The sequence below is a fragment of the Flavobacterium sp. JLP genome, from assembly GCF_015350755.1.
GTDB lineage: Bacteria > Bacteroidota > Bacteroidia > Flavobacteriales > Flavobacteriaceae > Flavobacterium.
Genome location: NZ_JADKPS010000014.1, coordinates 1 through 3,092 on the forward strand (window position 1 = coordinate 1; position 3,092 = coordinate 3,092).

At 37.9% G+C, this 3,092-nt stretch carries 1 protein-coding gene and 1 pseudogene; both read left to right on the forward strand.

Annotated features, from left to right (window positions below; translation table 11 throughout):
• Positions 1-2,047: gliding motility-associated C-terminal domain-containing protein (locus IRZ83_RS19370; RefSeq protein WP_194570765.1), on the forward strand; the 2,047-nt coding region annotated here is incomplete at its 5' end.
• A 298-nt stretch (positions 2,048-2,345) separates the two neighbouring features.
• A pseudogene (locus IRZ83_RS19375) lies at positions 2,346-3,092 on the forward strand (hypothetical protein); the annotation flags it as partial.

Here is a 3,092-nt window from a genome sequence, read left to right on the forward strand (position 1 = left end):
GGGAACAACAGTGGTTACATGGACATTTAATGACGGAAACGGAAATATTGCAACAGCTGCTCAAAATGTAATTATTGATGATACGATTGCTCCGGTTGCACCAGTTTTAGCAGATGTAACAGGACAATGTAATGCAACCCCTGCAGTACCAACAGCAGTAGATGCCTGTGCAGGAACAATAACAGGAACAACCACTACTGTTTTTCCAATTACAACGCAAGGAACAACAGTGGTTATATGGACATTCGATGACGGAAACGGAAATATAGCAACAGCAGCTCAAAATGTAATTATTGATGATACGATTGCACCGGTTGCACCAGTTTTAGCAGATGTAACAGGACAATGCGATGCAACACCTGCAGTACCAACAGCAGTTGATGCCTGTGCAGGAACAATAACAGGAACAACCACTACCGTTTTCCCAATTACAACGCAGGGAACAACAGTGGTTACATGGACATTTGATGACGGAAACGGAAATATAGCAACAGCAGCTCAGAATGTAATTATTGATGATACGATTGCGCCGCTTGCACCAGTTTTAGCAGACGTAACAGGACAATGTAATGCAACACCTGCAGTACCAACAGCAGTAGATGCCTGTGCAGGAACTATAACAGGAACTACCACTACAGCTTTCCCAATTACAACGCAGGGAACAACAGTGGTTACATGGACATTTGATGACGGAAACGGAAATGTAGCAACAGCAGCTCAAAATGTTGTAATTTCACCGAGCACATTAGTATCTCCAGTCCTTGCGGACATTACTGGTCAATGTAGTGTAACACCAATTGCACCAGTGATTTTAGATAGTTGTGGCGCAGCAATAACAGGAACAACCACTACCGTTTTCCCAATCACAACACCAGGTACAACTGTTATAACTTGGACCTTTAGTACCGGAAGTGGAAGCAGTGTTACGGCAGCTCAAAATGTAATTATTACAAATGTTGCTTTATCTAGAACCCCATTGGCAACATGTTTAGGCAGCGGAAATCAATATAATGTGACACTGTCTGTAACAGGTCAGGGTCCTTATACAGCAACAGGAACAGGAGCGCCTGGAACATGGTCAGGAAACACTTGGACCTCAAATACAGTTGCTGTAGGAACAAATTATAGTGTTAATATTCAAGATGCAAATGGATGTAATACAATAACAGTATCTGGAGTTTCACCTGTATCTTGTTGTACTTTTAGTGTAATTTGTCCAACTTTCCAACCGACAACTGTATCTTGTTATGATCAATTGCCAAACGCAACTACTTTAACAAAAGCCCAATTTGAAGCTTTAGGAAACGGAAATGGAAGAATAACTTCTTGTGGGGCACTTGAAATTACAGCATCTAATAGTGCGGATCAAGGATGTAATGCCAATATAACAAGAACATATACGGTAAAAGAATATAATGATCCAAATGGAAATGGTGTTAGAGATGCTGGAGAAAATACGGTTACTAATAGCACTATCTGTACGCAGACAATTACAGTGCATGACACCACTGCACCAGTTTTTGTTGAAGCAATGCCTCAAGCTGTTGTAAATGCAAATTGCGATACAATTCCTCCAGTAGTTACATTAACGGCAACAGATAATTGCGGAAATGCAACCGTTGCCTATGAAGAAACTCGAGTGGAGGGCGACTGCAGCAGCAGATATACTTTATTGAGAACTTGGACAGCAAACGATCAATGTGGCAACCAAACTTCATATACGCAAACAATAAATGTTGCCTGTCTTGAAGAAATATATAACGGAATCTCATCTAACGGTGATGGAATAAACGATAGTTTCGTAATTAAAGGAATCGATTGCTACCCTAATAACAGTGTAAAAATATACAATAGGTATGGAGTTATAGTATATGAGAAAGACGGTTATGACAATGTAACAAGTCCATTCCAAGGATATTCAGACGGACGTGCTACTGTCAAAAAAGGAGACAAACTTCCAACAGGTACTTATTTCTACACAGTGCAATATGATAATAACGGAAATAAAGTCGAAAAAGCAGGATATCTATATGTAAACAATCAATAAGGTTATAATTAACAATTGTTTCGAAATAATTGTTTTCAAAAGCAGCAAGTTTTCTTGCTGCTTTTTTTATAAAAATAAAAGTGTAACTAAGCATAAATTCCATTTTCTAGATTTTTTTTAACAATTATTTGTAAGTAATGTCTTAAAATGAAACTGTAAAAACTTTTAGCGGTAATGATAGGGAATATTAAAGAAGAATTTTGTGAATCCAAAATTTCAACGAGCTTCATATAGTAAGATGAATTATTTGGAACCAGTAAAATTTAAATAATTTAATAACCCATAAAGATTAAATCTTATGAAGAATAGATTACTTCCTTTGTTTTTTGTATTAGGTAGTATAGGTGCTTATGCACAGGTTGGTATAGGGACTCCAACTCCAAATGTATCATCGCAATTAGAAATTTTTGCAAATGACAAAGGGGTTTTAATACCTAGAGTTGCTTTAAAAAGTTCAACAGATGCTAGCACGATTACCAATGGCAATGTAAACAGTTTAATGGTATTTAACACGAGTAAAATTGCTGATGTTACACCAGGTTACTACTATTGGTATGTTGATAAATGGCAAAGAATAGCTACTGCTGCAGAAGTTAATGCAAACACCATTATTATTACAGGAACTGGTGTTCCTGGTCCAAAAGGAGCCCCAGGTTATCCTGGTGAAAATATAAGCTTATATGTAGATGGTACAAGTGGAACCGTTTATGTGCAAAATCCAGATGGTACGTGGTCTTCTATCAATGGTAAAAACGGAATTGATGGTAAAAACGGTATTAGTGGAGGAAACGGATTGCCGGGTACTAAAGGATTAGATTCTACTATTCAAATGTATATTGACTATAATACAGGAATAGTGTATGTACGAGATGCAAGTGATAATACCAAATGGGTTAAGGTAAACGGAGTAGACGGAATCCCTGGAGTTCCTGGAACACCAGGACAGGCAGGTTCAATTACAACCCTTGATGCTATTATAAAAGATCCAAACGGAAATATCTATGCTTATGTAGGATCAGACAACACAGTTGCCGGCCGTGATTCT